General features: G+C 50.3%; 15 protein-coding genes and 1 tRNA gene. 8 read left to right on the top strand and 8 right to left on the bottom strand.

What is annotated here, in order from left to right:
- Positions 1–30 precede the first annotated feature (30 nt).
- Positions 31–2,934 (bottom strand): T9SS type A sorting domain-containing protein, encoded by a 2,904-nt coding sequence (locus tag EU557_RS04370; protein ID WP_135529176.1) that lies wholly within the window; start codon positions 2,932–2,934, stop codon positions 31–33.
- A 331-nt stretch (positions 2,935–3,265) separates the two neighbouring features.
- Entirely contained in the window at positions 3,266–3,607 is a 342-nt protein-coding gene (locus EU557_RS04365) for a cupin domain-containing protein (protein WP_135529175.1), read from the bottom strand.
- 185 nt (positions 3,608–3,792) lie between these two features.
- Here EU557_RS04365 and EU557_RS04360 point away from each other — a divergent pair, with 185 nt between their 5' ends.
- The gene (locus EU557_RS04360) at positions 3,793–4,623 is read left to right on the top strand and encodes a serine O-acetyltransferase (protein ID WP_135529174.1); all 831 of its coding nucleotides are present in this window, start codon (positions 3,793–3,795) and stop codon (positions 4,621–4,623) included.
- A gap of 88 nt (positions 4,624–4,711) precedes the next feature.
- On the top strand, positions 4,712–5,632 hold the full coding sequence (cysK, locus tag EU557_RS04355) for a cysteine synthase A (protein ID WP_135529173.1): 921 nt from the start codon (positions 4,712–4,714) through the stop codon (positions 5,630–5,632).
- 212 nt (positions 5,633–5,844) lie between these two features.
- Here the strand turns inward: cysK and EU557_RS04350 are convergent.
- Together EU557_RS04350 and EU557_RS04345 are read right to left on the bottom strand one after the other, a co-directional pair.
- A tRNA-Ala gene (locus EU557_RS04350) sits at positions 5,845–5,918 on the bottom strand.
- Between the two features lie 167 nt (positions 5,919–6,085).
- Positions 6,086–9,601, bottom strand: a complete 3,516-nt coding sequence (locus tag EU557_RS04345; protein ID WP_135529172.1) for a TonB-dependent receptor — start codon at positions 9,599–9,601, stop codon at positions 6,086–6,088.
- 1,032 nt (positions 9,602–10,633) lie between these two features.
- On the opposite strand from EU557_RS04345, the gene EU557_RS04340 reads away from it, so the two are divergent.
- Both EU557_RS04340 and EU557_RS04335 read left to right on the top strand, forming a co-directional pair.
- Positions 10,634–11,464 (top strand): cyanophycinase, encoded by an 831-nt coding sequence (locus EU557_RS04340; protein WP_135529171.1) that lies wholly within the window; start codon positions 10,634–10,636, stop codon positions 11,462–11,464.
- 74 nt (positions 11,465–11,538) lie between these two features.
- Positions 11,539–13,737: a bifunctional alpha,alpha-trehalose-phosphate synthase (UDP-forming)/trehalose-phosphatase gene (locus tag EU557_RS04335; protein WP_135529170.1), complete on the top strand. Its 2,199-nt coding sequence runs from the start codon at positions 11,539–11,541 to the stop codon at positions 13,735–13,737.
- 4 nt (positions 13,738–13,741) lie between these two features.
- On the opposite strand, the gene EU557_RS04330 is transcribed toward EU557_RS04335, so the two are convergent.
- From EU557_RS04330 to EU557_RS04320, 3 genes are all read right to left on the bottom strand, one after another.
- Positions 13,742–13,999 (bottom strand): hypothetical protein, encoded by a 258-nt coding sequence (locus tag EU557_RS04330; RefSeq protein ID WP_135529169.1) that lies wholly within the window; start codon positions 13,997–13,999, stop codon positions 13,742–13,744.
- A 278-nt stretch (positions 14,000–14,277) separates the two neighbouring features.
- Positions 14,278–17,697, bottom strand: a complete 3,420-nt coding sequence (locus EU557_RS04325; protein ID WP_135529168.1) for a TonB-dependent receptor — start codon at positions 17,695–17,697, stop codon at positions 14,278–14,280.
- Between the two features lie 142 nt (positions 17,698–17,839).
- Positions 17,840–18,367: a C40 family peptidase gene (locus EU557_RS04320; protein ID WP_135529167.1), complete on the bottom strand. Its 528-nt coding sequence runs from the start codon at positions 18,365–18,367 to the stop codon at positions 17,840–17,842.
- A 192-nt stretch (positions 18,368–18,559) separates the two neighbouring features.
- Here EU557_RS04320 and EU557_RS04315 point away from each other — a divergent pair, with 192 nt between their 5' ends.
- Positions 18,560–19,969: an FAD-binding oxidoreductase gene (locus tag EU557_RS04315; protein ID WP_135529166.1), complete on the top strand. Its 1,410-nt coding sequence runs from the start codon at positions 18,560–18,562 to the stop codon at positions 19,967–19,969.
- A gap of 87 nt (positions 19,970–20,056) precedes the next feature.
- Here EU557_RS04315 and EU557_RS04310 read toward each other — a convergent pair whose 3' ends face one another.
- Complete coding sequence (locus tag EU557_RS04310) at positions 20,057–20,587, bottom strand: acyl-CoA-binding protein (RefSeq protein WP_135529165.1); 531 nt, start codon at positions 20,585–20,587, stop codon at positions 20,057–20,059.
- Between the two features lie 127 nt (positions 20,588–20,714).
- Between EU557_RS04310 and asnB the strand changes: the two genes are divergently transcribed.
- Genes asnB through EU557_RS04295 form a run of 3 tightly spaced genes read left to right on the top strand, consistent with a single transcriptional unit; the run spans position 20,715 to position 24,700 of the window.
- Entirely contained in the window at positions 20,715–22,622 is a 1,908-nt protein-coding gene (asnB, locus tag EU557_RS04305) for an asparagine synthase (glutamine-hydrolyzing) (protein ID WP_135529164.1), read from the top strand.
- 40 nt (positions 22,623–22,662) lie between these two features.
- Positions 22,663–23,421 carry a glycosyltransferase family 2 protein gene (locus tag EU557_RS04300; protein ID WP_135529163.1) on the top strand — a complete coding sequence of 253 codons (759 nt, stop codon included), beginning with the start codon at positions 22,663–22,665 and terminating at the stop codon, positions 23,419–23,421.
- 1 nt (position 23,422) lies between these two features.
- On the top strand, positions 23,423–24,700 hold the full coding sequence (locus EU557_RS04295) for a hypothetical protein (protein ID WP_135529162.1): 1,278 nt from the start codon (positions 23,423–23,425) through the stop codon (positions 24,698–24,700).
- Positions 24,701–24,703: the final 3 nt, after the last annotated feature.

The raw sequence follows: 24,703 nt of genomic DNA, 5'->3' as shown, positions 1-24,703 counted from the left end.
GTTTTGTTAAATGCTGGGTGTAAGAGAAGCCTATTGTTTCACCAGGCGTATGGGCTTGCCGCTGCTCTCTAGGCCAGTTACCTGAACAAGGTAGGTGCCCTTCGCTAATTCATCTGAGAGCTGTAGAGTTACCTCCGTGGCGTTGGCGGGCACTATTTGGGTCAGCACGAGGCGGCCGGTCAGATCTAGGAGCTGAACGTGGGTAGCCGTTGCCAGGGGGCGGGGGAGGGCTAGTCTCACGTGTTCGGCGAGAGCTGCAGGGTTGGGGTACACGCTGATGCTGCTGGCTAAACTAGAGACGGAAAGAGTTACAGTGGCCACTGAAGAATAGGTGCTCTTGCCGTCAGTATCTTGCTGGCGCAGGCGGTAGTAAAGTGTTTGATCGAAGAGGTTGGGCTGATCGGAGTAGGTGTACTCTTGCTGTTGGCTGGTGCTGCCTTTGCCTTGCACGAAGACAATTTGCTGCCACTTTTTTCCATCAAGGCTGCGCTCTAAACCAAAGCCCTCGTTATGAAGCTCCGTAGCCGTAGCCCAACGCAATTGTACGCGGCTGTTCCCTATAGGCGTGGCCTGAAACCGCACTAGCTCAACCGGGAGGGGAGGAGCGACGGAGCCAAACGTGAAGGCGCCAAACTCGCTTACAGGAGCAGCCGATAACACAGAGCCAGCGGCAAGGCTACCAGCGAGGCCGCCGTTGCCTTCGGTGCTCCAGGCAGTGCCATTGAAGCGTGCCACCTGCAGATTAGGAGAGAACTCAGTAATGCCGCTGCGCGCGCCATTCTCCCAGAAAAGCTGAACTTGCACGTTATCGGTGCCCGCTGTGCGGTTCAGGTTCCAGTATTCCACGCGGCTTACCGTTCGTAGCGGGCTAGTTATTTCCGCGCTAGCGTAGGCCGTTGGGAAGTACTCCGCGGTGAAGCTGGCTGTAGCAGTAGATGGGGCGGTAATACCCAGGCGAGCCCAAAATGTGTCTTTCCCAATGGGAAATATGAAGGCCGTGTTGCCAATCTTCTGCACCGGGCCATTCACGAAGGACGTGCTGCTGCCAGGCGTACTGGTAGCGGTGGGCAAAATGGTCAGCAGGTTAGTAGCAGTGGAGTTAATAAAGCCATTAACCAGCGCTAAGTTGCCATTGATGCGGAGAGGTGAGCCGAGAGTTACCACTTTGCTCAGACCATTCAGGGTTAGGTTTTGGATAGTAGTCGGTGAGCCCGAATTCGTCAGGGTCAGTGATTTAGCGATAATGACATCCTGGTCATACATGGCCGCAAACATGTGCACCGTTCCGTTCTCGGTCACTAAGTTCACGCCTTTCTGCAGGCAGGCAATTGGACCCGGAGTAGGGCAAAACCGGTCAACGTTCAGGAAGGATAAATCTGCCTGGAAGCCCGGAGTAGCCGAGGCATCAGTGCGGGAGTTGAGGAACGGAGAGTAGGTAATAAAACCAGTTGGCTCAAAGGCGGAAAGTGACGCAAAACCTGTCGGTCCACCCAGTGTCACCACACCACCGTTGGTACCGTCGGCTCCCCGTACGGCCTCAAAGGAGTTGGATCCTAGCCAGTTCAGACCCGCTTCTACCACCTTGGTTAGGTTTACCGCTCTCAAAGCAGTAGCACAACTATCAATGCGATTGTAGCGGATGCTGTCGTTGATAGAAACCACTCCGGTGTTTCGGTCGATGTCGAAGAAAGGGGTGCTAGTGGTTGTAGTAGTAGCGGGCCGGTCCTGCACCTGCACGCCCCGCTGGCATTGGGCAATAATGTTATTAAATACCTTGTTGTTGCCACCTTCCAGCACCACGCCAAAGCCATTGATGTTAAGCAAGGTAGCGCCTAGGCCAGTTGACAAGTAGCCCCGTACAGTGTTGCTCTGAATGAAGGCGCCACCGGTTTCCAAGTCGCCGGTAATGCCACCGCCGATACCAATAACATTCCGGTCACGGTCAACAAACGCAATACCCGCGTTATCGAAGCTAAGGTTCGTTGGCTGGCTTAGGCCTCGCGCTATGTAGTTATTGCGCACCACAAAGCTCCCTGCCCCTTTCCCGAGACCAGTGCCGGTGCAAGCTTTCAGCTCCATGCCGTTAGAGGCATTGTCGCGGATGGCATTATTCTCAATCAGGGCGGCAATGCTGGTATATACACCACTGGCCCGCTCGCCGGCCGCGCCCAGCACGGCCAGGGCCGCCCCAGCATTCTGAGTAAACTGGTTGTTTCGAATAGCCAAGCCGCTTACGCTACCGTCGTTGACGTCTAGGCCACCCCGGCGGTTCTGCTCAAAGCGGCTGTCTTCAATCAGAATGTTTTGTTTATGACCGTTTACTATGAAAAGTCCGCGGCCCGCGCCATTGTTATTAGTATTGGGTGGCAGAGCATTTTGCGCCGCCCGTACCCGCCGAAATGTAAGGTTCTGAGTGCCACTCAGGCTGTTCCAGAATATACCAGTCTGTCGGTTAGAAACAGCTTCCACATCCTCCACCACAAAATTACTGGTAGGTCCGCCCGAGGTCAGAATGCCAAAGTCATAATTGCGCACCGTAAACTTGGAGAGCTTTACCGGAGTGCTCGATCCGCCCGCAGCCGTAATAAAGAAGCCAGCTTCCTGCGTTTGGCCATTGCCAGCTGCTAGGCCACCATCGAAGATAGTAGCGCTGCCAGCGCCCTGCAGGCTAACATTTTTATCCAGCACTACCCGCTCTGAGTAAGTGCCTGCATCAATATAGATAGTAGAGTTGGGGCTGGCGGCTTGTAGGGCCGCAGCTACCGTAGCAAACGGAGCACTACTAGTACCATTGCCAGTGGGGCTGCCCGGGGCGGTGGTGTACACGTCACCCGCTGAGCCTAGGTCGTTAACGTACAGGGATTGAGCAGATGCTGTTACCTGTAGGCCAGGCAATAGCAGGCCTGCAGCCAGCAGGAGTACTGATTGGTTCATAGCAAAAGTGTAAGAAGCGGTGGTGCTTGCCTGGGAGCAAAGCACCTCAGGTGAGAAAAAACACGTCCTTCAATTGCCTGCTTAAGCAGTGCTGCGCATATCTCCTGCCACGTGAGATCATGCCCCGTCGTTCTAAGAATAAGTTATCTATAATCGACTCGATAAGTAAATAATTTTCATAATTAATTAGCTTATGTTGTGACGCAGATGCTGCTAGTACGTGCGCCACTCTCAACTTGTTTTAACCCAAACAGCTAAAAAAAAGCCTAGCTCTGAGTAAGAGCTAGGCTAGGGTTTGTGCAAGCTAATCGCAGCCAGCAGGGCTACACTATTAGTCCTCGTCGCGGCCGTGAACCTGGGCTGGGGGAGAGGTAGCTTCTACCGCCGTGAAGGATTCCAGAATCTTATACGTGTGAGAAGAACCCTTAGGCACTACCCAGGAGTTGCCGGGCTCCAGTAACACCATCTGCCCCTCAATGTGCAGTTCTGCGCGCCCTTGCAGTACGTACCCAACCGTTTCGTACGGACGGGCGGTAGGCTCCTTGGCCTCTGCCGGCGACTCGTTTTCCCACATGCGCATGGCCACGTGCTTGCCTGAGGCCAGGTATTTTTCACCCTCGGCTCCTTTAGGTGAGTGCCGGGAATCTACTTTCGTGATGGTCGTATCAGACATAGTGCCGTATGATTAGGTAAATGGAAGGGAATTGATAGGCTAACGCAAAGTCATCTGTAGCGGTTGCTGCCGAGGCCAAGCCTAAACCTTCCGGCCCGCAAGGGGTTGCTGACTGGGCCTAGGCCTATATCTTACGGCTCAGCAGAGCTAACGCTTGCTAGGCCACCCTTGTAGTTTCACATCGCATGTCGCACGATGCATTCATTCAGGCGCTAACTCAGGCTCATCAGCAAGCCGCTGCGCCACTGCCCGGCCCAGGATTTTGCCACCTCGCCGAGCAACTCCTCAATTTGCTGTTTCCGGAGCGCGCTGAGCGCCCCCTGCGCAATGCCGATGCTGTTGCGGCTACGCTAGGCATCTGGCAAGACGACCTTACCACCCTGCTGCTGGCGGTAGAAACCCCACAGCCTGCCGCAGAGCTTGCCGCCGACTGCGTAGCCAGCCTGCCTGTGCTGCGGGAAATGTTGCTGCTCGATGCCCAGGCCATTGTTGCCGCCGACCCTGCTGCAGAAGGCCTGGCCGAAGTTGTGGCTACCTACCCGGGCTTCTATGCTATTGCCCTGCACCGCTTTGCTCACGGCCTGTACCAGCGCGGGGTACCCCGGGTGCCGCGCCTGCTCAGCGAGTACGCCCACCAGCGTACGGGCATTGATATCCACCCAGGCGCCCGCATCGGCCGTTCCTTCTGCATCGACCACGGCACGGGTATCGTAATTGGCGAAACGGCCGTAATTGGCGCCCATGCCAAGGTATTCCAGGGCGTTACGTTAGGGGCCCTAAGCGTGGCCAAGCACCTACAAGGCATCAAGCGCCACCCAACCATTGAAGACCATGTGGTGATTTACGCCGGGGCCACTATTTTGGGCGGCAATACGGTGGTCGGCAGTCATAGCATCATTGGCGGCAATGTGTGGCTGACGGAGAGCGTGCCCTCGCATTCGCGGGTGTACCACCGGGCCCAAATTCAGGTTACGCGTGCCGAAGACCCTGCCGCCGACATCACGTTTTCCATTTAAGTATCATCTCACACAGGCCTAGAAAAGAATTTGTAGCCCCTGGGCCTGTTATTGACTTTTGCCACTCCCTAAACCTACAGCCTACCCCATGAAAGCTAATTCCATTCTGGATACCATCGGTAACACGCCCTTGTTGCGCCTCAACCGCCTTTTCGCTCACCGCCCCGATGTGGAGGTATGGGTGAAGCTGGAGCGCTCAAACCCCGGTGGCAGCATTAAAGACCGCATTGCCCTCTCCATGATTGAGCAGGCCGAACAAGATGGCCTCTTGAATAAGGACTCTTTAATTGTAGAGCCTACTTCCGGCAATACGGGCGTAGGGCTAGCCATGGTAGCAGCCGTAAAAGGCTACAAGCTCACGTTGGTAATGCCCGAGAGTATGTCCATTGAGCGGCGCCGCCTCATGGCCGCCTATGGAGCCAACCTAGAGCTTACGCCCCGCGAAAAAGGTATGAAAGGCGCTATTGAAAAGGCCGGCGAAATTGTGCGCGACACTCCCGGTGCTTGGATGCCCATGCAGTTTGAAAACCCCGCCAACATTCGGGTGCATGCTGAAACTACGGCCCAGGAAATCCTTCGCGACATGCCCGAGGGCTTCGACTTCCACATCACGGGTGTAGGCACCGGCGGCCATATTACAGCTGTGACGGAGGTGCTCAAGCCCCTGTTTCCACGCATGAAGACTTTTGCCGTAGAGCCTGAGCTTTCTCCCGTAATCAGCGGTGGTGCTCCAGGTCCGCACCCCATCCAGGGAATCGGCGCAGGTTTCATTCCTGCCAACCTGCACCGTGAAGTTCTCGACGGTACCATTCAAGTAAGTCAGCAAGAAGCCTTTGATATGGCGCGGCGCGCCGCCCGCGAAGAAGGCATTTTTATGGGCGTATCGTCCGGAGCATCTCTGGCCGCCGTAGCCAAGAAGCTTGATGAAGTGCCCGAAGGTGGTCGTGTGCTAACCTTCTGCTACGATACGGGTGAGCGGTATCTGTCGGTAGAAGGTTTGTTTGTATAAGCGACCTTCTAGGCCAGTACATAATAGAAAAGGCTCCCCGCATGAGGAGCCTTTTCTATTATGTACTGGCCTAGGCCTAATGCACTTTGTGAAAACAGGCTCACTTGCCATTTCTAATTTCTCTGGACTAAAAAGTAGAAATGTATAGAGCTACACAGCAGAAGCTAAAAACAAAAAAGCCCAACCGTAAGGTTGGGCTTTTGAGAACGGAGTGGAGAATATCGGAGTCGAACCGATGACCTCTTGCATGCCATGCAAGCGCTCTAGCCAGCTGAGCTAATCCCCCGTTTTATAGTTGCCGCCCGCCGGTTGCGTTTGGTGTGACAAAAGTACGCCGGCTTTTTGAATCTGCAAGAGCCGCGCTCAAAAAAACGCAAAAAAGATGTGGTCTAGGCCACAAAAAAAGTGGGCCAGCGCTAACGCTAGCCCACTTTTTAAAGGTAACCTGTTGGCTTAGTTGAAGATATAGCGCAAGCCAATCTGCCCCTGCCAACGCGAGCCAATACCACCGGTATCGTTGCGGAAGGTTTTTGTGAGCGGTACCCCCGGCGTAGTAACCCCACCTGTTGCAGTACCAACCGGGTTGGTCAGGTAGCGGTACTCAAACACGGGCTGACCTTGGGCGTTATAGCCATCGAAGGTTAGCGGGTTGACGCGGTTAGCCGTCTGGAACACGCCCCAATCGCTGTTGATGAGGTTGCCCACGTTGAAGATATCCAAGCTTAGCTGCAGCGTGTTGCGGTTCTCACCGATGTTGGTGAATACATCTTGTAGCAAGCGTACATCTAGGCGGTTCTGCCAGGGGCGCACAGCACCATTACGCTCAGCGTATTTACCACGACGGTCGCTCAGGTATTTGTCCTGATCGATATAGGCATTCAAATCAGCCCACTGTTGAGCAGCCGTGTATACGCCACCACCTTGAGCCGCCGTCAGATTGATATCACGCAGGTTGATTTCGCTCTGGTCGCGCGGTACATACATTAGGTCGTTCGAGGTCTGGTTGTCGCCATTCATGTCGCCCGAGTACACATAAGAGAAGCGGCCAGCAGGAGCAGCTTCGTAGAACAGCGATAGAGTGGTGCCCAAGTGGCCTAGGTATTCTCTCCGGTACGATACCGAACCGATTACCCGGTGCTGCTGCAGGAACTGTGAGTAGCTCAGTGCTGCAGCGTTCGGGTCGCCCGAGATAGAGCGGTCACGCCAGATTGACTGGGCAATCGAGCCACCATCGTTAACCGAGCGTGAGTCGGAGTAGGTGTAAGCGGCGCTTAGGTAAAGTCCGTTGTTGAACGACTTCTGAAGCTGGGCCGTCAGGGCGTATGAGTAACCCTTATTAGTGTTCTTCATCAGGATGGCATCACTGATGTTCGGACGAGCCGCCGTGTTGCCACCTTGGGAAGCCGGCACTGCCCCGTAAATCTGGTAGTTGCGGTTAGCAGTTACCAAACCAGCATTTGCACCCGTCTGAGGAGCCCCGAAGGTGTAGAAAATAGGGCGGTTGTCGGCACCGTTGGCTCTAGCAAAAGGCTCGGCCTCGCTGCCCGGCAGGTTCACGTTCTGGTGATAAACGGCATTGAGATCCTTGGTGTAAAAGGCTTCCAGCGTACCGATAATGCCGCCAATTAGCTGCTGGTCTATAGCAATGTTAGAACGCCACACCTGCGGAAACTTGAAGTCTTTATCTGTTACCGCCAAGTTGTAAGCCGTGTTAGCCGTGGCGTTCTGCGGACGGTAAGCGTCTACGTTTGGGTTAAAGTAGGAAGGAGTACCGGGAGAGGTAGGTGTAACTGTGGTGGGGTTGATGGTGCTGGAACCGCTCAGGCTGTAAGAGCCGAACTGCACACCATTGTTGCTGGCCTGGTTGGAAAGCCATACAAACGGTACGCGACCCGTGAAGATACCGGTACCACCCCGCACCTGCATTTTCTTGTTATCCATCACGTCCCAGTTGAAGCCAACGCGGGGCGAAAACAGCACGCTTTTCTTCGGTACGGAGCTTGTATTGATTTTTACCCCGTCGCGGAAGGTCAAGTTAGCCGCGTTGTCATTCTGAGGCAAATCTGAAGTAAGGAAGGGCAAGTCAGCGCGTACACCGTAAGTTACACGCAAGTTATTACGTGCCGACCATTCATCCTGCAAGTACAGGCCTAGCTGAGCGGCCTTAATGTCGGCGAAGGGAAACTCTCCACCGGGCAGGGCCGAGTACTGCAGGTTATAGCGTGCTGGGCCAGGACGGGTAGCGCCGGCTGCTAGCGGAGTATACGTAGCCGTACTGCGGTTGTAATCAAATCCTGCTGAAGCGTAGAAATCTTCGAGGGAGTTGAACGAGTAGTTGCCGTAGTAGTTCGGAGCAAAGCCATTACGGAACTTGTAGTACTCGTTGTAAGTACCCAGCGTCACGTTGTGCTTGCCCAAGTACGCCGTGAAGTTGTCACCCACCTGGAATACATCCGAGTTCAGGATGTTGAATGCCGAGAAGGGCTCGTAACCAAAGGATGTCAGCGAGTTAGCAGCGTTAATGCCGTTCAGAGCAGCCGTTGAGGTGCTGCGGCCTTCGCTCGTGCCAATGTCAACCAACGGGAAAATACCCCCGCTGCTCTCGCGGAAGTCGCGGAAAGCAGAGTAACCTGCCGTCAGGTTGTTCGAGAACTTACCACCACCCAAGGTGCTATTGAGTTCCGCGATAAACGAGTTCAGGTTGTTGTTGATCGTGTAGTACGACGACGAGAAGGGCAGACCGAACTGCGACTGCGAGCGTTGGTTATTGATGGCGCCCGAGGTGCTTGGTGGAATATCCGCGTACGACTTCAGGTAGTTGTACTTGATATTAAAGCGATTATTCTGGTTGATATTCCAGTCAATCTTAATCGTAGCCTTGTCGCTGTTCGAACGGAGCTTGTAGTTCTCGAAAGCACCCGCGTTGTAGCCATACTGCTCCTGCAGGAAGTTGCCCAACGTTTCCAGGTCGCGGGCCCGGGCCTGCGAGGTTTGGGAGCCGGCAACTGGCTGCGAGTCGGAACGGTTGGCTGTAAAGTTGCCGGTTGGCGGGTCGTTACGACGCTCCCGCTCCGCATTCACGAAGAAGAACAGCTTATCCTTGATAATGGGACCACCCACGCGGAAGCCCTCATTGTGCAGGCGGAAGTTGGGATAATCTTGTTTGAAGTCGCCTACCTTCTTACCTACTAGGTCCTGGTCGCGGTAGAAACCATAGATGGAGCCCGAGAATTTGTTGGTGCCCGAACGAGTAACAACGTTAATACCAGCACCCGTGAACGAGCCCTGACGAACGTCGTAAGGAGCAATGCTTACCTGAATCTGGTCAATAGCGTCCAGGGAAATAGGCTGAGCACCAGCCTGACCACCTACCGTCGACTGCAGACCGAAGGCATTGTTGAAGATTGCGCCATCAACAGTAATGTTGTTGAAGCCGCTATTACGACCACCGAAACTCTGGCCGTTCGCCTGAGGCGTAAGGCGAGTAAAGTCGTTCAACGAACGGTTCAGGGTAGGCAGACGCTCAATTTGCTCGCGCTGTACTGTAGTTGCGGCACCTGTCCGGCCAGCATTAATAACTGGGTCCTGACGACCACTTACTACTACTTCGCCTAGCGTCTGCTCCGATTCGCTCAGGTTGATGTCGAGGCGCAAGTTCTGTCCTAGCGTCAGGAAGATGTTCTCCCGCACTGATTCTTTGTAGCCCACGAACGAAACGCGAATGGTGTAAGGGCCACCAACACGCATATTCTGTAAGTTAAAACGGCCTTCCGAGTTAGTGGGGGCCACGTACTGGGTGTTGGTGGGCGTGTGCACGGCAATAACCGTAGCACCAGGCAGGCCTGCTCCCGACTTGTCGGTGATAACACCGTTCATAGCCGAGGTAGTAGTACCCTGCGCCCAACCGAGGTGAGCTGACAAAACCGCCATTGGCACTAAAGCCACAGAAGCGTAAAGATTGCGTCTCATAAGAGGAGATTGATGAAAATCAGACACAAAACTACTAGGTTGATTCTTGTGGTTAATGTTATTTTAATGTTACCAACTTAAAGCAATAGCTTGCTATGATAGGGCTGTTAACATATTTATAACTTTGCTTATTTAGCTGCAAATCAATTCTTTGGAATAATGTATAAGTGGGTACTCACTATCAGCCTGCTACCTTTCACCATCGTTCATTCTTGAGTCATCAGCTAAACCACAAAATACTGGCACAGTGTAAGTGGCAGGCAGTGCTATGATGTGTGAAAGGCCAACAGATAGTCGAAATCGGTGAAATAGCAAGCGGGCCACTAATACTTATAAGCGGTTCAGTTTAAAAACAAACTGTAGGGTGAGGCGACAAATACGCAGGTGCAAAACCCGCATTAATATGTAGTCGTTTCCGGGTTTCTGCTGAGAGCAAACAGCTTCATTATCTGGAGCTTTGTCGTTATAAACTTGCTTATTAATAGTACGCCCAATATGTTGACTGTGCATTTACACGAAGCTGGCTTCTTTCCAATCAGCTGGGATGTATCTGACCTCGCACCTGGCACAACTTATGTGCGGCCGAGCGCTGGTGAGATACTACGGGTCTTTGTACCTACCGCTGGGGGAGAGGTTGAAGTTTATAGCGGCAGCTTGTTTGAGGGCAAACTGTGCTACCGCGGGCCAGTCCGCACTGAAGCAGAACTGTTGCGCCTAGTGCACCTAGTGAACAGTGAGTGGCGCACGCTGCAAGTGGCCTAGGCCCGCCACGCTAACAGGCTGCAGTGGGGAGAACCACGGGAAAGGAGGGGAGCAGGAGTAGAATAGCTTATGCGAATACGAGTTTGCCGAATAGCAAAATCCGTATTTATAGCACTGCTACGCGCGAAATCGGGCCGTAAAAAAGTTGTCACTTGAGCTGTAGGCTACTGCCTCAGACTCGCAGTTCCAACCCTAAGCGGTGGTGCCATTGCTTTTTCAAGCCGTAGGCAACTTCACGCTCCGTTGGTCCCGTTACTTCTTTTCTCTTCTATGACGACCCACTCTTCTGCCCCTAAAGGCCGCCTGTTAGCAATTGGTGGCCATGAACAACGCAAAACCAAAACCGAAGGAGATACCAGCATCGAGCAGTCGGCTGATTTTATTCTAGAGCGTTTTGTTAATGAATTATCATCTAAAGAAACCGTTGTCGTTATTCCTACGGCATCAGAAGAGCCTGATGAAGCGGCTCAAGATTACATAGATGTTTTCTCTGAGCTAGGTATTAAGAACGTTGAAGTGCTCAACATCCGGAGCAGAGAAGAGACCAAGGACCCCGAAGCCTTAGCCATGATTAATCGGGCCGATGGTATCATGTTTACCGGCGGCGACCAGTTACGTCTTACCTCCATCTTCGGCGGTACAGAGTTGCTTAAGCGCATGGCAGAGCGGTATCAGCATGACCCGATTGTGATTGCTGGAACCAGCGCCGGAGCGGCCGCTATGAGCACGCCCATGATTTATCAGGGTCGCAATGATGCTGGCTTCGTTAAAGATGAAATTCACATTACCACGGGGCTGCAGTTCATGCGCGATGTGGCCATTGATACGCACTTTGTTGCTCGGGGGCGGATTGTGCGCATGGCGCAAATTATTGCCACCAACCCCGGCTGCATAGGCCTAGGCCTGGAAGAAGACACTGCCGTGCTCGTAACGAAAGGCCGAGACTTAGAGGTTATCGGTAACGGCTTAGTAGTGGTGGTAGATGGACATGAATGCACGGGCAACACTATTGCAGTGATTAAGCCCGGCGAAGTTTTTTCGATCCGGGATTTACGACTGCACCTACTTGCTAAAGGGCAGTGCTATACCCTGCCTGTGTAACCTGCCACGGCGTAAAGAGTAGCAGTGTGTAAGTATACCAGCGCCAGCATGAGCATGGCCTTTTCATTTGCCAGATGTCCCGTACCATAATAGTTTCTAATCGGCTGCCTACTAAAGTGCAGCGTACTGGTCAGGGCCTCACGTTTCAGCCTAGCGAAGGCGGGCTGGCTACTGGCCTAGGATCCATTTATCGGGCCGATGACAACGTATGGGTTGGCTGGCCCGGCATGTTCGTCGACGACCCTAATGAGCAACAACAGGTAACTGAGCGCCTGCAGGCAGATAGTATGGCCCCAGTGTTTCTCACTGAAAGTGAGATTCATGACTATTACGAGGGGTTCAGCAATGGTACCCTGTGGCCTACGTTCCATTACTTTAGTGAATATGCGCTCTATGAGCAAGCACATTGGGAGGCCTATGTAGCAGCAAATAAGAAATTCTGCCGGGCAGTATTGGAGCTAGCTGGACCTGATGATACCATCTGGGTGCACGACTACCAACTGCTGCTGCTGCCGGAAATGATTCGCCGCGAGCGGCCCAAAGCAACTATTGGCTTTTTCCTGCACATTCCGTTTCCCTCGTATGAGTTAGTGCGGGTACTGCCGTGGGGAGCCAAGTTGCTAGAAGGAATGTTGGGGGCCGACCTCATTGGCTTCCATACTTTCGGCTATCAGCGCCATTTTATTAGTGCCGTTTCGCATATGCTGGGCTACCCTAACCAGAGCGGTCAAATAGATACGCCTAGTCGTCCCGTGCTCATTGATGCGTTTCCCATGGGTATTGACTACCAGCACTACGCGGAAACAGCTAACTCAGAGGCAGTAGCCCAGCACGTACTGGCCTACCGCGAGGCTCTGCGCGAAGGACGCATCATTCTTTCTATTGACCGACTGGATTACACCAAAGGCATTGCCCAACGATTACGGGCTTTTGAAGGGCTGTTGGAACGCTACCCCGAGTGGCGTGGGCAAGTCAGCCTGCTCATGGTAGTGGTACCATCTCGCGACCAAGTGGCTCAATACCAGAGCTTGAAAGAGGAAATAGATGAATTAGTAGGCCGACTGAATGCCCAATACAGTACCATTTCCTGGACGCCTATCCATTATTTCTACCGTTCCTTCCCCTTCGAAGAGCTAGTCGCACTTTACCGTTTGGCTGATATTGCCCTGGTAACGCCCGTGCGCGACGGGATGAATTTGGTGGCCAAGGAATACATTGCTTGCAGAAACGACGAGCGTGGAGTCCTGATTCTAAGCGAGCGGGCCGGTGCCGCCCAAGAGCTGTCGGATGCTTTGCTTATCAATCCTACCGACACCAACCACTTGGTTGATGCACTGAACGAAGCGCTGTTAATGCCCGAGGAAGAGCAAGCCACCCGCATGAGCCATTTGCGGGCACTGGTAAAACAGTACGATGTATTTGCCTGGACCAAGCTATTCATGGATCGACTGGCCTATAGCAAGATCAAGCAGCATATCTATACTACTGATTCCCTGGATCAGGAGGCTAAAGCTTACTTGCAAGCAGCGTATGAAACGGCTACCAGCCGGTTGTTGCTGCTAGATTATGATGGTACGCTAGTGCGCTTCCATTCTAACCCGCAACGAGCTCAGCCTGATGAGGGGCTACTCCAGTTATTAAGCTCTCTAGCTGAAGACCCGCGCAACCGCGTAGTCATCATCAGTGGCCGCGACAGAAGTACCTTAGAAAAATGGCTAGGCCACTTGCCTGTCGACTTCATTGCCGAACATGGTATCTGGCTGCGTCGCGCCGGAGAAGACTGGCAGCTCTTTCAGGAGCTTCGCGCCGAATGGAAACGGGAGTTACGCCCTATTATGGAGCTATATGTGCGCCGTACTGCTGGTTCTTTCGTGGAGGAGAAAGACTACTCTCTTGCCTGGCACTACCGGCGGGTTGATGCCGACTTAGGAGCCGTTCGGGCCCGAGAGTTACTTAGCCACCTTTCCTTCATCACTTCCAACACTGATTTGCAGGTGCTGGAAGGAAGTAAAGTGCTAGAAGTGAAGAATGCCGGCATTAATAAAGGCACTGCCGTAGCGCGTTGGCTAAACCAGGAGACCTCAGAATTCATTCTAGCCATCGGTGATGGTCGCACCGATGAGGATACGTTTGGCGTATTGCCGCCTGAAGCTTACACAATAAAAGTAGGTAATGCTGCGCGGTCATTAGCCCGTTACTGCGTAAGCGATTCAACTACCGCACGCAGCTTATTGCAGAGCCTATTAATAGGTGAGGAAAAAATAATGGCCTAAATACTTAGGCCATTATTTTTCCACGTAGGTCCCAATGGCTGGACTTGACTTCCAGGCTACCGGGTTGGCGTTTTATAGTACGGGTGTATCGCTCCCCCGCAATTAACCCGTCAGGCCGACGCTTACCAAAGAACAGGGTTACTGGCTCTCCGTGTTCGTTTGTCACGAAGGTGATATCATACCCTTTAAATACATCATCAATTCGAGATGAGGGTTCAAAGGTCTTGCTGAGCTTCTTATCTAGTTCGCGGTGCAATGGCATGGCAAGGAGGAAATAGTTTCCCTCCATTTACGACAACTTCTTTAGCTGGATTCGAGAAAACAAAGAAAAGCAAGGCTAGCCCAACTGTAGAAAAATACAAAAGCTGAACTATTATAAAGTCTTCAGTCTGTAAGATAAGTTATTGAGTAACCAGCAAGAACAATGATATCTGCTGTTTACAGCTGAGCCTCCTAAGCGTGTAATGCTGACTTCGTAAAGGACAAAAAAAGAGGGCTGACGAAAACGTCAACCCTCTTCAGGTACTTAATCAACTAAGCTTAGTTGAAGATGTAACGCAGTCCAAACTGCATGTAGTAAGTAGAGGCCAGAGCGTTGTTGTAACGGAACGTATTGGTAATGGGCTGACTACGGTCTGTAGCTAGACGGAAGGTAGGCTTAACCGTGCCACCAGCCGTGTAAACCGGCAAGTTTGGGTTACTTGACGGAGCCGTTGTATTAGTTGGAACAAGGATAGAGGCATTGTTGAACTGTTGTACCAAGCCCCAGTCTTTGTTGAGAAGGTTGCCAAAGTTGAAGATATCCAGCGAGAATTGTAGTGTGTTTTTCTTACCACCCAGATCCGTGAATAAATCCTGTGCAAACTTGATGTCAACTTGATTACGCCAAGGAAGTTTAGCTCCGTTGCGCTCAGCATATTGACCTTTGCGCTTCTTCAAATAGTCGTCTTGGTCAATGTACTGGAAGAACAACTCCTTCTGACGTGCGGCCGAAACAATGTTTGGCGCAGCAGTAGTACCATAGTTGAAGTCAGTAAAGATAATTTCTGACCCATCTTTCGGTACGTAGATCAAATCATTGGTCTGACCATCACGGTTGAAGTCAGCTCCATAGATATACGAGAAGCGACCTTGTGAAGAGCCTTCGTAGAATACTGAGAGAGTAGTACCCAAGTGACCGATATACTCTTTGCGGTAAGAAAGCGAAGCAATCACCCGATCCGGTACAGCGAAGCCAGAATAGCTTAGTTCCGGATCGTTCGAATTGTTCACGATAGGAGTACCTGACCAAGTATTCAGCAACTGGTCACCACCACCATCAAATAATACCTTCTGCTGGGTACGTACGTAGGCTACCGAAGCGAAGAGACCGTTATCGAAACGCTTTTCCAGTTTGGCAGTTCCTGACAAGTAATAGCCTTGGTGACGGTTGTAAAGAACTACCGTATTGAAGGCTTGCGTACCACGGGTGTCGCCAGTCCGGACGGGCTGGTTAGGCACCGGGTTGGTAGCGCTTACTGTAGACGACGTTAAGGGGTTGATAAATCGGTCACGGTTCAATACTGGATATACTGGGCGGTTATCTGGGTAGCCCGCAGTATTCAAGGCTGTTGGATCTACTAAGTTGGGGTTACGACCCAATGCTATTGTGAGATCCTTGTTGTAGATACCTTCCAGAGTACCAACGATGCCGAATGGTAGTTGGACATCAAGCGCTAAGCTGCTCTTCCAAGCCTGTGGGTTGCGGAAGTTTCGGTCGGTAGCACTGAGGGTAGCAGGAACCTGTGTGCCAGGGGTTGGAACCGTCGAAGGGCGATAAGCCGCTGGGTCAGGGTTAAATTCTTTAGGAGCGTCAGCCCCTGATGCAGTAGTCGTAAACTGGATCAAGCCAGCATCACCTGCTTGCGACACAATCCATACTGTGGGTACGCGGCCAGCGAAGATACCGCTACCACCACGCAACTGCAGGGTCCGGTCACCTTTAATGTCATAGTTGAAACCGATACGGGGCGACCACAATACGCGGTTCTTTGGTAGAACACCCGTGTCAATCTGCTCATTGTTAGCGAAGCGTAGGCCAGCTACCAATGGATGCGTCTGAATTTCTTTAACATTCAGGTAAGAGTTCAACTCCAAGCGTAAGCCAGCTGTAACGCGTAACTTCTCGCTCAAGTTAATTTCATCCTGCGCATAGGCAGAGTACTGAGCAGTTTTAAAGCGAGGATATGCCTGCTCGTAGCCAGGTAGTAATGAGTAGGTTAGTGCGAAATCACGGGGCTGCCCTCCAGCTTTGAATTCATCCCATGAGTTATACGTGTAATAGCTAGTAGCGAAGCGCTGGAAGCCATTCTTCGTGCTCTGTAAGTCGAACTGAACACCTGCCGTAAGGTTATGGATACCCGCCGTGTAGTTAACATAGTCTACCGCCGAGTACGTTTCCACATCACGCAGGTTACCAAAAGTGAAGGGCTCATAACCAAAAGAGGTGAGTGGGTTTACCCCCGTGGTATAGGTGCCGTTTGCATTACGCGTTCCATCGAGAATATCTACAAATGGGAACACTTCACTGTTTGAGCTGCGAGGGTCCTTCTGGTGGGTATAGGTACCACGCAGGGTATTGAAGAACCTCCCGCTAATAGTGGAGTTCAATTCAGCTGCCAGTGAATAAAAGTTGCTCTCCTGAAAGTAGTTGGAGTTGGAGAACGGCAGGGCAAAATTACTTGTCCGGGTATTAGAGAAAGCTGTTAGTGGGCTGCGTGAGGTACTCACAAAGCTCGGCGACTTACTTTCTACTTGGCTATAGCGAACTGAGAGGCGGTTGTTAGTATTAATGTTCCAGTCAACACGGCCTAGTAGAGTGGTACGGTCAGACTTAAACGAGTATCCTTGATAAGGACCAGTTTCGTAACCGTATTTCTCACGTAGGAACGAACTTACCTCGTCGAGGAATGCTCCTGAAGGCCGTACTACGTTGCTGGGCGTACCAGCAGCTCCATACACCTGGCCCGCAGTGGCAACTACGTTTTGCTGGCCTGGGCTAGTACGGTCCAGTTTCTCTGCATTAACAAAGAAGAAAAGCTTGTCTTTAATTACGGGACCACCGAAGCGGAAACCATACTGCTTTTCGTTCAGATCCTGTTTAATGAAAGTTTGGTCGCCAACCTTGTTACCTTGTTGATTCTGATTACGCCAGTAAGTGTAAACTGAGCCAGAAAAGTCGTTGCTACCAGAGCGAGTAACGGCATTGATAGCACTACCAATGAAACCGGATTGACGTACGTCGAAAGGAGTTACGTTAACTGAAATCTCCTGCACGGCGTCCAGTGAAATTGGGTTGCCGTTTGCTGGCAGGTTACCCCCAATACCAAAGTTGTTATTAAAGTCCGCACCGTCAATGGTGATATTGTTCTGACGGAAGTTACCACCACCGATTGCGCCAGTACTACCAGAGTTTGCTTGAGGCGTCAGACGCGTAAAATCATTCAAGCTACGCTGAATAGTGGGCAAACGCTGAATCTCCTGCGTGCTGATGTTCGTAGTAGAACCAGCACGCTCAGCATTAAGTACCGAGCGGGTGTCGTTGCCCCGTACTACTACTTCACCCAGCGTCTGTTCCGAGTCGCTCAAGTTGATATCGAGGCGCAGGTTCTGTCCTAGCGTCAGGAAGATGTTTTCACGAACTGCCTCCTTATAGCCGATGAAAGTTACGCGGATGGTGTAAGGGCCACCCACGCGCATGTTCTGCAGGCTGAAACGACCTTCCGAGTTAGTAGGAGCAACGTACTGCGTGTTTGTTGGAGTGTGCACGGCAATAACCGTAGCACCAGGCAGGCCCGCTCCCGACTTATCGGTAATAATACCGTTCATCGCCGAGGTGGTCGTGGCCTGGCCCCAGCTTAAGTGGGCTGACAAGACCGCCAGTGGCACCATGGCCATTGAGGCGTAAAGATTGCGTCTCATAAAGGGGGGATTGGTGAAAAAGTGCTGTGTGAAAGGCTACTAAGAAGTAAAAGACTCTACTATATTTTGAGCTACCGTCGAGTTTCTATAAACTCTTCTGGTACACAAGGTTTGTTTTCGGGCACAAAGGTAAGAGGCAAATTCACAACTTTGGTCGTACTGCCTTAATGAATCTGCTTAGATAGTAATCCGATTCTAACGCATTCTCGATTACACCTAAAGAGCTGGAAGAGTGAATGAACTGCACGCTCTCATCTGAGGCTTCTGTTACTAAACCAACGTGAGTAATAGTTGAACTGCCAGGCGAACCTCCGAAAAATACCAAATCGCCGGGTTGTAGGTTCTGGGGCTTCACTGGGTCTCCCCACAGCGCCTGCTCATTGCTAGAGCGGGGAATGGTTACGTTGATGGCTGCAAACGACATGAACAATAACCCGGAGCAGTCCATGCCGAGCCGAGTAGTACCACCAAATTTGTAAGGTGTTCCTTCAAATGAGCGAGCCGTTTCAATAACGGAAGCAATTTCACGCCTCAAGTTAGCTGGGGTGGGTCGCGCGTTAGGTCGTTTCACCACTACTTTGCTCTTACCAGCTGCCGTAGCTATCTTAGCTTTCGACTTATTGGCGGGTGAAATACCGCGTCGTCGCTCGTTGGCCTTGATCCGAGCCATATCTCGGGCCGAGTAATATCGGCCGTTTCGGTAGTTTACCTTCTTGGCACCGCTACACGCAGCCAGCCAACCTAGCAGTCCTATCAGTAGCACTGGCAGCCACCGGCGCCAGTGCGCCGAATGCCGTACCTTCGTAACGTGTTCCCGCATCGGTGCAAAGATAGGTGAACAGGTCATTTTGCTCCTCTATATATGGAATATCAAGTTTTAACCCCATCATTAATCGCCCAGTTTGAGGCCATCGTTGGTGAGGCGCACGTACTCACAGCCCAGCGCGTAGAAGCGGACGTCTATGCTGATTATGGCCGCGACCATACAGAAGACTTACACTTTGCTCCCGACGTTGTGGTGCGCCCGGCAAACGCCGAAGAGGTAAGTCAAATTGTACGGTTGTGCTACGAGTATCACATTCCCGTTACTCCCCGTGGTGCTGGTACTGGCCTATCGGGTGGGGCACTTCCCATTCATCATGGGGTAGTGCTAAGCACTGAGCGACTTAACCGCATCATTGAAATTGATGAGCGCAACCTGCAGGCAACCGTAGAGCCTGGGGTAGTTACGGAAGTGTTTCAGAATGCTGTAAAAGAAGTAGGCCTCTTTTATCCTCCAGACCCCGCTAGTAAGGGCAGCTGTTTTCTGGGGGGCAATCTTAGTGAAAGCAGTGGTGGCCCTAAAGCAGTAAAATATGGCGTCACGAAGGACTATGTGCTGAATATGCAAGTAGTACTGCCCACCGGGGAAATCATTTGGACCGGGGCTAACACGCTAAAGAACGCCACCGGCTATAATCTTACGCAGCTACTGATCGGCTCTGAAGGTACACTGGGTGTTATTACACGCATTGTTTTCAAACTGCTACCTTATCCACAGCAGAATCTTCTTCTCTTAGCACCCTTCCGCGATGAGAACGAAGCCGCTACGGCCGTTTCGGCTATTTTCAGAGCTGGCATTGTACCATCTGGCCTAGAGTTTATGGAGCGCGAGGCTATTGAATGGTCATCGCGCTACCTCAACATCCCGCTCAGTTTGCCAGCCGATATTCGGGCGCATTTGCTTATCGAATTAGATGGGCAGGACTTGGATCAACTATATAAGGAAGCGGAAGCTGTGTATGCAGTGCTGGAAAAGTACGACGTAGACGAAATTCTGCTGGCCGATACGGCAGCTCAGAAGGATGATCTGTGGCGCATTCGTCGTAACATTGGGAATGCCGTTCGCTATAACTCCGTCTACAAGGAAGAAGATACGGTAGTACCTCGTGCCGAACTGGCCACGCTGTTAAAAGGAGTAAAAGAAATTGGAAGCCGCTACGGCTTTAACTCGGTTTGCTACGGTCATGCCGGCGACGGCAACCTGCACGTCAATATTATCCGAGGCGAGCTGGATGATGAGATGTGGCATCGTGGCCTACAGGAGCCAATCCGGGAGTTATTTCGGTTATGCGTGAGCCTAGGAGGGACTATTTCCGGTGAGCATGGGATAGGCCTAGTACAAAAGCCTTACATCGGTATTGCCATCGGGGAAGCGCAGCTCAATCTAATGCGCGGCATCAAGCAAGTATTTGATCCGCGAGGCATAATGAACCCTGGGAAAATATTTTAACCTGTTTTGGGTTTTTCTCCCACAAAAAAGCCTCTCAATCATGAGAGGCTTTTTTGTGAGTATCGCAAAAAGGTGTTTTAGCAAATATTAGCTTTGATCGCCTTTTAACTTGTCTTCGCCACCATAGGGCGCACCTGCTGTAATGTCACCACGTAGGCCTCCTTGGGATATGCCCGGCTGTGAGGTCGGCTGTTGCGAGAGCGTAGTATTGTCATTCGATTGAACCTCGGGTCCGGAACTGGAATCAGCTCCACCCACCTGAGACCCAGTAGCGGGTTGTCCGTTGCCCGTAATGACTGTGGTCGATTCCCCCACTGGACCGGCTATTTCGGCCACCTTTGCAATATATTGACGACGGGCATCATCATGGCTGACCCCTTTGTATTTGCTCCAGGCATCCCATTGAGCTTGCGAAAGACCTTTGGGGCCATCCGGGTTATCGGGCGTATCATCGCCTACTTCGTCACGTTCAGCGTCATGGTCACCATCTGTCGCTTGCTTATATAAGCCGTAGAGGTCCGTCATATGTGCGGCGGCTTGGTCACCGGGAAGGTTATCTACACGCGAAACAGCCGCTTCAAACTCTTGCTGCAGAGTCAATTGATCTTGTAAATTCATGGCTATGGTCGAGGTAAGGATGGGAGAGAATCTACAGGGTGTACTAACGTGGCACGGCTTTGGTTGCGAGCGGCGGCCGTAGTTTTTCCGAACTCAAGTCCTGATAGTTCGTACTTTTGCCCGCCCTATGTGTGGAATTACCGGAGTATTCGCCTTTACTGACGCAGGCCGCAGCGCGCTGGCCTCATTGCACGCCTCAACCGACGCTATCATTAGCCGAGGCCCCGATTCGCAGGGGCACTTCGTCTATGACCGGTGTGGCCTAGGCTTTCGTCGTCTAGCTATCCTTGACCTCACCGCCGATGGTAATCAGCCCATGACGGATGAATCAGGTCGTTATACTATTGTCTTCAACGGCGAAATCTTTAATTTCAAAGAGCTGCGCCAGAAGCTAATTAGCAAAGGCCACCGCTTCCATTCGCAGACTGATACTGAGGTAATTCTACGCCTGTACATCTCTGAAGGGCGCAGCTTTATCAAAAAGCTGAATGGCTTCTTCGGTTTTGCTATTTACGATAAGGAAGAAGACTCCGTCTTTATCGCCCGCGACCGGATGGGGGAGAAGCCCCTGCTCATTTATCGTGATGAGGACAAGCTTCTTTTCTCCTCAGAGATGAAGTCGCTATTAGCACTGGGAATTCCGCGTAAGCTGGACTACGTAGCCCTCAGCCATTATCTACAGCTTAATTACATCCCTGGCCCAGCAACAATTTTTAAAGGCGTTAAAAAATTGTTGCCCGGCCATTATCTGTATATAAAAGGCAAAAAGGTAGTTCGCAAGCGCTGGTACAAGATCCCCTACGACCCTAAAAAGGTTGAGAAGAATAAGCTAACGTACGAGCAGCAACAGAAGAAGCTAGTGGAGTTGCTCGATGACGCTACTGCCCGCCGGCTGGTTGCCGACGTGCCGCTTGGCGCTTTCCTAAGTGGAGGTATTGATTCCTCGGTCATCGTTGCACTGGCGTCGCGTCATACGCCTCACCTGAATACGTTTAGTATCGGCTACCGCGATGAGCCTTTCTTCGATGAGACGAAGTACGCCAAGCTCGTAGCTGATAAGTACAAGACGAACCACACCGTCTTCTCGCTGACGAATCAGGATCTTTACGATCATATCTTCGATGTCTTGAACTACATCGATGAGCCTTTTGCTGATTCATCAGCTCTGGCAGTCTATATTCTTAGTAAACGTACCCGTGAGAAAGCTACCGTAGCCTTATCTGGTGATGGCGCTGATGAGCTCTTTGGCGGCTACAATAAGCACATGGGCGAATTTCAGGTTCGCCAGGGTGGGTTTAAAGCTGAAGCCGTAACTGGTCTAAACCTGCTGTGGGATATCCTGCCAAAGTCACGTAATTCTTTCTTCGGCAATAAAATCCGTCAGTTTCAACGCTTCTCCCGCGGCATGCTTAGTGGACCCAAAGACCGCTACTGGGATTGGGCCTCCTTTGCCTCTGAGAAAGATGCTCGTAACCTGCTTAGTGCCTCCGCCCGCCGTAAAGTAGGAAAAAAGCTAGCCGATAAGCGCCGAAAAGAACTGCTGGAGGACCTGCACAGCGACGGTGACCTCAATGAGGTTCTGCTCGCCGATACGAAGATGGTACTGCCTTACGACATGCTCACGAAGGTGGACCTGATGAGTATGGCTAATTCCTTGGAGGTGCGTCCTCCCTTCCTGGACCCCAACGTGGTCAACTTCGCCTTCTCCTTGCCCGTCGAAAGTAAAATCGACGCAAACATGAAGAAGAAAATAGTGCAGGATGCCTTCCGCCCCATGCTCCCGGAAGAGCTATATAAGCGCCCAAAGCACGGGTTCGAAGTCCCCTTATTAAAGTGGTTCCGTGGTGAGCTACGCCCGCTGATTGAAGATGACCTGCTCTCTGATGCTTTTATCGAAGCACAAGGAGTATTTGATGTAGCAGCTATCCAAGCGCTAAAAACGCAATTGTTTTCGCGCAGCCCTAGTGATGTACATGCCCGTATCTGGGCATTGATTGTATTTCAGTGGTGGTGGAAAAAATGGATGATAAGCTAATTATCCACAGTTTTTCAACTTCGATTTTACCAACTTCTTGATGATCAATACTACAACCAACTCAGGGAATACTGTGCATTTTCCGCCTAAAAAGCTCTCCATTGTCATTCCAGCTTATAATGAAGGCTCTACTATTCATCTGATTTTAGATCATGTTAAGGCTGTAGAGTTGATAGGAGGAATCGAGAAAGAAGTGATTATTGTGAATGACTGTTCAAAAGACGATACCGAAGAAGCTATTGGACGCTACATGAGGGCTAATCCAGAGTTGCCTATTCAATATCGTAAGCACCAGGTAAATCAAGGTAAAGGAGCTGCTTTACATACAGGTATACGGGAAGCTACTGGAGACTATATTATTATCCAGGATGCTGATCTAGAATATGATCCAGAAGAATATAATATTCTTCTGCGTCCTGTATTACGTGGAATGGCTGATGTTGTGTATGGTTCACGGTTTATGGGTGGGAAGCCTCACCGCATTTTGTTTTTCTGGCATAGCATCGGGAATCACTGGTTAACAATGCTTTCTAATGCATTTTCCAATTTGAACCTCACAGATATGGAGACTTGCTATAAGTTATTTCGCCGTGATTTAGTCCAAAATTTAAAACTTGAAGAAAACCGATTCGGCTTTGAACCAGAAGTAACTGCAAAAATTGCCAAGATTCCTAATGTCCGTATTTATGAAGTAGGTATTAGTTATTATGGGCGAACATATGCTGAGGGAAAGAAAATCGGGTGGCGTGACGGATTCAGGGCAATATATTGTATTATAAAATATGGTATCGGTAAATAATATGCTTGTCGATGCAAAAATGAGCAGCAGAATAGCAATTGCTGCTTTGATATCGATATTCATTAGAATAATACTTTTTTTCATTATATATAAAGGGAGTCTGCTTTTGAACCCTGATGATGAAGGGGTTTTTTACATAGCTAAAAATTACATTGAAGGGCATGGGTATACTGTGCTAAGAAATGGTATATATGAGCCTTCTGCTTTCCATGCATCTACTCCTGTATTTATCTACAAGTGGCTTATTCAAGCCGGAATAAGTAAAAATGCTTGGAGTTTGTTTATATGTATTTTTTCTTTGTTCACGTTCTTTATATCGGCTTTTTATTTTTATAATTTATGTGTCAAGTTTTTAAATGGTAGAGTAGCTTTTTTCGCTACTCTTACTTATTTGTTTTATCCTTCGGTGCTTATTTATGTAGGTACTTGCATAACATATGAAAACTTTGTTATGCCAATGCTAGTCATAACAGTTTTCTTGCTTGTACATACGTATCAAAAAGGAGAAATGAAGCTAAATGATTTTCTATTGCTATTATTACTTAGTTGCATAAGCTGTATTTTTAAGTCTAATGTATTATCTGTGTATGTAATTTTGTTTTTTTTATCTACAGTCATGAATTTGTTTAAGAGGCGTTATGGCCTTGCAGTATCTCTCTCAATCATTAGTGTTATCGTAAGTATAGTACATATTCCAGTGTTGATTAAAAATAAAGATTTATTTGGTGAGTATATTCTAAGCACCCAATCTGGATATGAACTATTACAAGGTCATAATCCTACCGCTAGAGGAAGTTGGATGGGTAATTGGCGTGAAAAGAGCAGTCCTATATACAAATACGCTCACGAAAATATAGTTGGTATTGATAATATGAATGAATTTGAAGAGAGTATTGCAAGAAAAAAATTAGCTGTTCAATGGATTAAATCTAATCCATTGCAAGAGGTCGTTTTGTTGGTTAGGAAATCTATTATATATTTTATTCCTCAAAACTTGGAAATAGTGCGAACATCTAGTTTTTATAATCCTATAAATTTTGCTGTTCATATACTGTTTATTAGCATGGTTCTGTATTTAATTTTAACCAAGAGTGTATATGAAGAAGATTTTATTTTAATTGCACCATTTATTGGCTCATTCGCTGTTACATTGCTGTATTTTGTTGGATATAGATGGCGCTACTATGCTGAACCCTTTATGATATTATATGCTTGGAGAATGATTGATGTAATGAATCAGTATTATAATGCCAAGAGACAAATGTCTCAACTTAAGTAGCCC

The sequence above is a fragment of the Hymenobacter wooponensis genome (genome assembly GCF_004745865.1).
In the GTDB taxonomy this organism is placed as follows: Bacteria; Bacteroidota; Bacteroidia; order Cytophagales; family Hymenobacteraceae; genus Hymenobacter; species Hymenobacter wooponensis.
The sequence above is the reverse complement of the archived record's forward strand: the minus strand, read 5'-3'. Positions and strand labels throughout refer to the sequence as shown.